This is a genomic window from Mycobacterium sp. (genome assembly GCF_039583805.1).
Classification (GTDB): Bacteria; Actinomycetota; Actinomycetes; order Mycobacteriales; family Mycobacteriaceae; genus Mycobacterium.
In genome coordinates this window covers 22,895-31,434 of the sequence record NZ_JAVKSH010000032.1, presented here as the reverse complement: position 1 = coordinate 31,434, position 8,540 = coordinate 22,895, and the positions used below count along the sequence as shown (strand labels likewise).

The 8,540-nt window shown below is 68.5% G+C and carries 7 protein-coding genes and 1 tRNA gene; 7 read left to right on the top strand and 1 reads right to left on the bottom strand.

Annotated elements, in window-relative coordinates; genetic code table 11:
- Positions 1–169: 169 nt before the first annotated feature.
- Together ABDW21_RS06340 and ABDW21_RS06335 are read left to right on the top strand one after the other, a co-directional pair.
- The gene (locus tag ABDW21_RS06340) at positions 170–409 is read left to right on the top strand and encodes a hypothetical protein (RefSeq protein WP_343601011.1); all 240 of its coding nucleotides are present in this window, start codon (positions 170–172) and stop codon (positions 407–409) included.
- Entirely contained in the window at positions 391–1,239 is an 849-nt protein-coding gene (locus ABDW21_RS06335) for a transposase (RefSeq protein WP_343601012.1), read from the top strand. The genes ABDW21_RS06340 and ABDW21_RS06335 overlap by 19 nt, the downstream gene beginning before the upstream one ends.
- Positions 1,240–1,466: 227 nt before the next feature.
- On the opposite strand, the gene ABDW21_RS06330 is transcribed toward ABDW21_RS06335, so the two are convergent.
- A tRNA-Arg gene (locus ABDW21_RS06330) sits at positions 1,467–1,542 on the bottom strand.
- Positions 1,543–1,656: 114 nt separating this feature from the next.
- Between ABDW21_RS06330 and argS the strand changes: the two genes are divergently transcribed.
- Genes argS through thrB form a run of 5 tightly spaced genes read left to right on the top strand, consistent with a single transcriptional unit; the run spans position 1,657 to position 8,088 of the window.
- Positions 1,657–3,309 (top strand): arginine--tRNA ligase, encoded by a 1,653-nt coding sequence (gene argS / locus ABDW21_RS06325; RefSeq protein ID WP_343601013.1) that lies wholly within the window; start codon positions 1,657–1,659, stop codon positions 3,307–3,309.
- A gap of 50 nt (positions 3,310–3,359) precedes the next feature.
- Complete coding sequence (lysA, locus tag ABDW21_RS06320; protein WP_343601033.1) at positions 3,360–4,721, top strand: diaminopimelate decarboxylase; 1,362 nt, start codon at positions 3,360–3,362, stop codon at positions 4,719–4,721.
- A gap of 3 nt (positions 4,722–4,724) precedes the next feature.
- Complete coding sequence (locus tag ABDW21_RS06315) at positions 4,725–6,050, top strand: homoserine dehydrogenase (RefSeq protein ID WP_343601014.1); 1,326 nt, start codon at positions 4,725–4,727, stop codon at positions 6,048–6,050.
- A complete protein-coding gene (gene thrC / locus ABDW21_RS06310) occupies positions 6,047–7,138 on the top strand; it encodes a threonine synthase (RefSeq protein WP_343601015.1) in 1,092 nt (363 codons plus the stop codon). Before ABDW21_RS06315 ends, thrC begins: the two co-directional genes overlap by 4 nt.
- 14 nt (positions 7,139–7,152) lie before the next feature.
- Positions 7,153–8,088, top strand: a complete 936-nt coding sequence (gene thrB / locus ABDW21_RS06305) for a homoserine kinase (protein WP_343601034.1) — start codon at positions 7,153–7,155, stop codon at positions 8,086–8,088.
- The last annotated feature ends 452 nt before the right edge of the window (positions 8,089–8,540 follow it).

Sequence of the window (8,540 nt, the reverse complement as noted above, 5' to 3'; positions counted from 1 at the left end):
GACCAGCGGCTTGTCGGCTGCGTTGTCACGGCCGGAGGTCCTCCACGATCGGAGCGCGGTGTGACGCGACGTCGCGGTGTCGATCGCGGGCGGCGCGCAGAACCTGGCCGGTACCGCGGTGCTTCGGGATCAGCCTGGCCTATTCGGGTCTGTGGCGTCGGTGCCGACGATGTGGCGATCACTGGGCGAAATCGACGAGGCTGCGCTGACGCGGATCATGCAGGCACGCAACAAGGTCCCAGAGCCGGCGTGGGCGTTGATCGAGGATCGGCATGGCGCGATCCCACCCTCGCGCACCTGGCAGGGGGATCTGGGTGCGGTGGTCGTGATCCGCATCGACGCCTCGCTGGTGCAAGCGCGCAGCGACAAGCAGCACGCTGCGACAACACCGTGCAGCTGCTGGCGGTGATCGCCCGCCCAGGCACCGCCGGGTCGAACACCGCGGCCGATCACATCGCGATCATCGACGCGGCGATCGCCGCGATCCCGCTCAAGTGGCGGCGCAACCTGCTGATCAGCATCGACGGGGCGGGCTCACGCCACGCCGTGGTCGAGCACCTGAGCACGTTGAACACCCAACCGGGCTGGTCGGTGGCCTACTCGGTGGGCTTCGACCTCGACGAGCGGGCCCGGGTCGCGATCGCGCAGATGCCCGCCGCCGGGTGGCAGGGCGCACTGGACGCGGCCGGCGCCGCGCGCGAGGACGCCCAAGTCGCCGAGCTGACCGGGCTGCTGCGCGAAGGCCCCGACGGCGACCGGCTGGCCGGCTGGCCGACCGACATGCGCATCCTGGTGCGCCGGGAAAAGATCGACGAAGGCCGCCAGCTGTCGCTGGTCGAGCAGCTGGGCGGCTACCGCTACCAGCTCATCGCGACCAACACCGCCGGCGGGCAGCCCCAGCGCCTCCAAGCCCGCCACCGGGTGCACGCCCGAGTGGAGGGGTTCATCCGCTGCGGCAAGGACACCGGTCTGGCGCGCCGGCCATCGCAGTCGTTTGCGATCAACACCGCCTGGGTCACCGCGGTCGCCGTGGCCATCGACCTGCTGTGCTGGATGCGGCTGCTGCTCCTGCACGGCCCGCTGGCCAAAGCCGAACCGGCGACCCTGCGTTACCGGCTGCTGCACGCCGCGGCCCGCCTGGTCAAACATGCCCGCCACCCGATTCTACGGGTCCCCCACACCTGGCCCTGGGCACAAGAATTCGCCGACGCCATCAACCGAGTCCGCGCCATCCCCTGAACCTGCGGACCCACTGTCCGTTCGACCCCAAGGAAGGATCAGCCACCCCCGGGACCGAGGAACCCGGCGTCACCGCACGACACGCGGTGCCGCCGCCTACGCAGAAGCCGGAAATCACGATCAACCCGTGATCTCAGCAGCCGCCAGGGGAGAACTCGCGCTACCGTGAAATTTTGAGGCCCACCTCAGCTCATGTGCGAGTTACGGGGCTAGCTGCGCTGCTCAACTGGTGCCCCCGGCAGGATTCGAACCTGCGGCCTTCTGCTCCGGAGGCAGACGCTCTATCCCCTGAGCTACGGGGGCGCACGCTGGCGATGCTGCGCCGCTGGGCGAGGTCAGACTAGCGCATGGCGGCCACCGGCCGGCCACCGGAGCGGATTCCGGCTTGCAGCATCGCAGACCATAGGATAGAGCCTCGTGACCCCCGCCGATCTGGCTGAATTGCTCAAGACCACCGCCGCCGCGGTGCTCGTCGAGCACGGTCTGGATCCCGCGGTGCTTCCGGCGACGGTCACCGTCGAGCGGCCACGTAACCCCGAGCACGGTGATTACGCCAGCAACCTGGCGCTGCAGTTGGCCACCCTCGCGGGTATCAACCCGCGCACGTTAGCCGGCTGGCTCGCCGCCGCACTGACCCGGGCCGAGGGCATCGCGTCGGCGGAGATGGCCGGGCCGGGTTTTGTCAACCTGCGGCTGGAGGCGTCGGCCCAGGGTGTCATCGTCAAAAACGTCCTCGCCGCGGGCGCCACGTTCGGCCACTCCGACACCCAGGCCGTGCACAAGGTGAACCTGGAGTTCGTCTCGGCCAACCCCACCGGGCCGATCCACATCGGCGGCACCCGGTGGGCCGCCGTCGGCGACGCGCTGGGCCGGCTGCTGACGACACAGGGCGCCGACGTGGTACGCGAGTACTACTTCAACGACCACGGCGCGCAGATCGACCGGTTTACCGACTCGCTGATCGCCGCCGCCACGGGCGAGCCGACGCCACCGGACGGTTACGCCGGCAGCTACATCGGCGACATCGCCGCCCGGGTGCTGCAGCAGGCACCCGACGCGCTGAGCCTGCCGCAAGCGCAGCAGCACGAAACTTTCCGGGCCATCGGCGTCGACCTGATGTTCGCCCACATCAAGGCATCGCTGCACGACTTCGGCACCGACTTCGACGTCTACACACACGAAGAGTCGATGCACACCAGCGGCCGGGTCACCCAGGCTATCGAAAAGCTGCGCGAAAACGGCAACATCTACGAGAAGGACGGCGCAACCTGGTTGCGCACCAGCGCTTTCGGCGACGACAAGGACCGCGTCGTCATCAAAAGCGACGGCCGTCCGGCCTACATCGCCGGCGACCTCGCCTACTACCTGGACAAGCGTCGGCGCGGTTTCGACCTGTGCATCTACATGCTCGGCGCCGACCACCACGGCTACATCTCCCGGCTCAAGGCCGCCGCCGCGGCCTTCGGCGACGACCCGTCGACCGTCGAGGTGCTGATCGGCCAGATGGTCAACCTGGTTCGTGACGGTCAGCCGGTCAAGATGAGCAAGCGTGCCGGCACCGTGATCACCCTCGACGACCTGGTCGAGGCGATCGGTGTCGACGCCGCACGCTACAGCCTGACCCGCTCGTCGGTGGACACCCCGATCGACATCGACCTGGCACTATGGTCCTCGGCTTCCAACGAAAACCCGGTCTATTACGTGCAATACGCGCACGCCCGGCTCTGCGCGCTGGCGCGTAACGCCGCAGAGCTGGGCCTGATCGCCGAAACCGGCCGCCTTGAGCTGCTCACCGACGACAAAGAGGGCACGCTGATCCGCAGTCTCGGGGACTTCCCGCGGGTGCTGAAAGCGGCTGCGTCCCTGCGGGAACCGCACCGGGTCTGCCGCTACTTAGAAGACCTCGCCGGCGACTACCACCGGTTTTACGACTCGTGCCGGGTGTTGCCGCAAGGCGACGAGGAGCCCGCCGAGCTGCACGCCGCGCGCCTGGCGCTGTGCCAGGCGACGCGCCAGGTGATCGCCAACGGGCTGGCCATCCTAGGAGTCAGCACCCCGGAGCGAATGTGAACATTCACCCGGCCGGTCCCCGGCACGCCGAAGAGATCCATCGCGCGGGCATTCCACCGCGGCCGCAGACCTCCGAGGAACTTCTGCTGCTGACGCCGAACGTGTGGCCGCACAGCGTGGTTCGCGGGGACGACGGCGTGGTCAGGATAGCGGACGTGGCCGTGACCGAGCTGGTGCAGCAGTACGGCACGCCGCTGTTCGTCGTCGACGAGGACGACTTCCGCGCTCGGTGCGCCGAGATGGCGGCGGCATTCGGCGGTGCGAACGTGCATTACGCGGCCAAGGCGTTCCTGTGCAGCGAGATTGCGCGATGGATCGACGAGGAAGGTCTCTGCCTCGACGTGTGCACCGGCGGCGAGCTCGCGGTCGCGCTGCACGCGGATTTTCCTGCCGAGCGGATCACGTTGCACGGCAACAACAAGTCGATTGCCGAGTTGACCGCGGCGGTGAAGGCGGGAGTCGGACACGTGGTCGTGGACTCGCTGATCGAGATCGAGCGCCTCGACGCGATCGCGGCCGAGGCCGGCATCGTCCAGGACGTGCTCGTCCGGGTCACCGTCGGCGTCGAGGCGCACACGCACGAGTTCATCTCCACCGCCCACGAAGACCAGAAGTTCGGGCTGTCACTGTCCGGTGGCGCCGCGATGGCCGCGATCCGCCGGGTGTTCGCCGCCGACCATCTGCGGCTGGTGGGCCTGCACAGTCACATCGGGTCGCAGATCTTCGACGTCGGCGGGTTCGAGCTTGCCGCGCACCGCGTGGTCGGGTTGCTGCGCGGCGTCGTGGCCGAGTTCGGCGTCGACAAGACCGCGCAGATCTCCATCGTCGATCTGGGCGGTGGCCTGGGCATTTCCTACCTGCCGGGTGACGATCCGCCACCGGTGCATGACCTGGCCGGCAAGCTCGCCGCCATCGTGCGCACCGAATCCGCGGCCGCCGGCGTGCCCGCTCCCCGGCTGGTTGTCGAACCGGGGCGGGCCATCGCCGGGCCGGGCACGGTCACGCTCTATCAGGTGGGCACCGTCAAGGATGTCGGCGTCAGCGCAACGGCGCACCGCCGCTATGTCAGTGTCGACGGCGGCATGAGCGACAACATCCGCACCGCCCTCTACGGCGCGGAATACGACGCCCGACTGGTCTCCCGGGTTACCGACTCGCCCCCGATACTGGCTCGGATCGTCGGAAAGCACTGCGAGAGCGGTGATGTCGTTGTCCGGGACACCTGGGTGCCCGATGACATCGCCCCGGGCGACCTGATTGCGGTGGCCGCGACCGGCGCCTATTGCTATTCACTGTCGAGTCGTTACAACCTGGTCGGGCGCCCCCCGGTGGTCGCGGTGCGCGACGGGCGCGCGCGGTTGGTCCTGCGCCGGGAGACGGTCGACGACCTGCTGAGCTTGGAGGTGACGTGATCCGTGTTCGGTGACGACAAGCCGGTCGGCGTTGCGGTGCTGGGCCTGGGCAACGTCGGCAGTGAGGTGGTACGCATCATCGAGGGCAGCGCCGACGACCTCGCCGCCCGGATCGGTGCGCCGCTGGTGCTGCGCGGCGTCGGGGTGCGTCGTGTCGCCGCGGACCGGGGTGTGCCGGTGGATCTGCTCACCGACAACATCGAGGAATTGGTCTGCCGCGACGACGTCGACATCGTCGTTGAAGTGATGGGACCGGTCGAACCGGCGCGCAAGGCGATTCTCTCGGCGCTGGAGCATGGCAAATCCGTTGTCACCGCAAACAAGGCGCTGCTGTCGATATCGACCGGAGAGCTCGCGCAGGCAGCCGAAAGCGCCAATGTGGACTTGTATTTCGAGGCCGCTGTGGCAGGTGCGATCCCGGTGATCCGACCGCTGACGCAGTCGCTGGCCGGCGACACCGTGCAGCGGGTGGCCGGCATCGTCAACGGAACCACCAACTACATCCTCTCCGAAATGGACAGCACAGGAGCGGATTACGACCGTGCGCTGCACGACGCCAGCGCGCTTGGCTACGCCGAGGCCGACCCGACCGCCGACGTCGGGGGATACGATGCGGCGGCCAAGGCGGCGATCCTGGCCTCCATCGCCTTCCACACCCGGGTCACCGCCGACGACGTCCACCGCGAGGGCATCACGAAGATCACCCCGGACGACTTCGCGTCCGCCCGGGCTCTGGGCTGCACCATCAAACTGCTGGCCATCTGTGAACGCATCACCGCAGCCGATGGGCAGCAACGGGTTTCAGCCCGCGTCTACCCGGCACTGGTGCCGTTGCGGCATCCGCTTGCCGCGGTCAGCGGGGCCTTCAACGCCGTCGTGGTGGAAGCCGAGGCCGCCGGCCGGCTGATGTTCTACGGTCAGGGCGCCGGCGGAGCGCCGACTGCGTCAGCGGTGACCGGCGATGTGGTGATGGCCGCGCGCAACCGGGTGCTGGGCAGTCGCGGACCGCGCGAGTCCAAGTACGCCCAGCTTGCTGTGGCGCCGATCGGAATGATCTCGACTCGCTACTACGTCAGCATGCACGTGGCCGACGAGCCCGGCGTGCTGTCGATGGTTGCCGCCGAATTCGCCAAACGGGACGTGAGCATCGCCGAAGTCCGCCAGGAAGGTGTGCTCGACGAGGGCGGCCAACCGGTGGGTGCCCGCGTGGTCGTCGTGACCCACCGGGCCACCGACGCCGCGCTGTCGGAAACCGTCACCGCGCTGGCCGGCCTCGACGTGGTGCAGCGGGTGGCCAGCGTATTACGGCTGGAAGGAACCAACTCATGAGCCCGGCCGGCGCCGCCAGGACCGCCGTGCACCGGTCCTGGCCGGGTGTGATCGCCGCCTATCGGGAGCGGCTGCCGGTCGGCGACGACTGGGTCCCGGTCACGCTGCTCGAGGGCGGCACCCCGTTGATCCGGGCGACTGGGATATCCCGGCGAACCGGTTGCGCGGTGTACCTGAAAGTCGAGGGGGCGAACCCCACCGGGTCGTTCAAGGATCGCGGCATGACGATGGCGGTCACCGACGCCGTGGCCCGGGGGCAACAGGCCGTGCTGTGCGCGTCGACCGGCAACACTTCGGCATCGGCGGCGGCCTACGCGGCCCGCGCCGGGATCACCTGCGCGGTGCTGGTGCCGCAGGGCAAAATCGCCATGGGAAAGCTTGCGCAGGCGGTCATGCACGGTGCCCAGATCGTCCAGATCGACGGCAACTTCGACGACTGCCTGGAGCTCGCCCGCAAGATCGTCGCCGATTTCCCGACGATCGCGCTGGTCAATTCGGTCAACCCGGTGCGCATCGAGGGGCAGAAGACGGCCGCGTTCGAGATCGTCGACGTGCTGGGAAGCGCACCCGACGTGCACGCCCTGCCGGTCGGCAACGCCGGCAACATCACCGCTTACTGGAAGGGCTACACCGAATACCACAATGACGGGGTGACCGACAAACTGCCGCGGATGCTGGGCACCCAGGCCGCCGGCGCGGCACCGCTGGTGCTGGGCCGGCCGGTGAGCCACCCCGAGACCATCGCCACCGCGATCCGCATCGGCTCGCCGGCGTCGTGGGCGTCGGCCGTCGAAGCCCAACAACAGTCCGGGGGACGCTTCCTGGCCGCCACCGACGACGAGATCCTGGCCGCCTATCACCTGGTGGCTTCCACCGAGGGGGTTTTCGTCGAGCCCGCGTCGGCGGCCAGCATCGCCGGCCTGCTCAAGGCCGTCGAGGACGGCTGGGTGCGCCGTGGTTCGACCGTGGTGTGCACCGTCACCGGCAACGGCCTCAAGGATCCCGACACGGCGCTCACAGACATGCCGACCGTGTCACCGGTGCCCGTCGACCCGGTCGCCGTCGTTGCGAAGTTGGGATTGGTCTAGGCACCGTGACCCAGATGCTGCCGCCCGGGCTGTCGGCCAGCGCTGTCGTCGCGGCGTCCAGCGCCAACCTGGGACCGGGTTTCGACAGCATCGGCCTGGCGCTCAGCCTGTACGACGAAATCAGGCTCGAGACAACCGATTCCGGCCTGGTTGTGAATGTCGAGGGGGAGGGTGCCGGACAGCTGCCGCTAGGTGCGGACCACCTAGTGGTGCAGGCGATCCAGCGCGGAATGCGGGAGGCCGGCGTCGGTGCTGCCGGCTTGGCGGTGCGCTGCCGCAACGCTATTCCCCAATCTCGCGGCCTCGGCTCGTCCGCGGCTGCGGTGGTAGGCGGGCTCGCAGCCGTCAACGGGCTTCTCGCACAAGCAGATTCCATGCCGCTGAGTCAGACCGAGCTCATCCAGTTGTCCGCGGAGTTCGAAGGCCATCCTGACAACGCCGCGGCCGCCGTACTGGGCGGCGCGGTGGTTGCCTGGACCGACAGTAGTCGCGATCCGCGCGGCTATTTTGCGGCGCCGTTGCGGTTGCACCCCGACATCCGGCTGTTCGCCGCGATTCCCGAGGAGCGTTCGTCGACGGCAGAGACCCGGGTGCTGCTGCCCGCCCAGGTCAGCCACCACGATGCTCGGTTCAACCTCAGCCGCGCCGCACTGCTCGTGGTCGCGCTGACCGAACGACCCGACCTGTTGATGGCTGCCACCGAGGACGTGCTGCACCAGCCGCAGCGCGCGCCGGCGATGCCGGCCTCCGCGGAATACCTTCGACTGCTGCGCCGTTACCACGTGGCGGCTGTGCTCTCCGGCGCGGGGCCCGCGGTCATCGCGCTGAGCACAGAGCCCGAATTGCCGTCCGAGACGCTGGCCTACGGCGTCGCGAACGGTTTCACCGTCGCGAAGATGGCGGCCGGCGATGGGGTTCGCTGGAGTTCCCGAGTCGCGACGCGCAGGTGACGGTGCCACCACCGGCGAGCCGTTGCCTTGCTTCGGACATCGAAGCGCGTTATCCTCGGACCCGTCCGGTGATCGCGGCATTGCATCTGCGTTGATAAGGACAACCACCACATTCTTCTCCTGGACGGTTCTCCTGGACGAGGGCTTGCCATTGACTCGCCAGTCCCGGCGATCGCCGTCGCAGAGTCGATGGTTGGCAGCACTCGACGATTTGGTGGAGTGAATCGAACCCCTCGCGCGAGTTGATCAGCGAGGGAAGAAAGGAAATCCGTGACTGATACGGACCTGATCACGGCTGGCGACAGTACTGACAACCTGTCGGATTCCGTGACCACAGACAGCCCCGCGGGGCCTGACGCCTCGGGGCCTGACACCGCGGGGCCTGACACTGCGGGGCCTGACACTGCGGGGCCTGACACTGCGGGGCCTGACACTGCGGGGCCTGACACTGC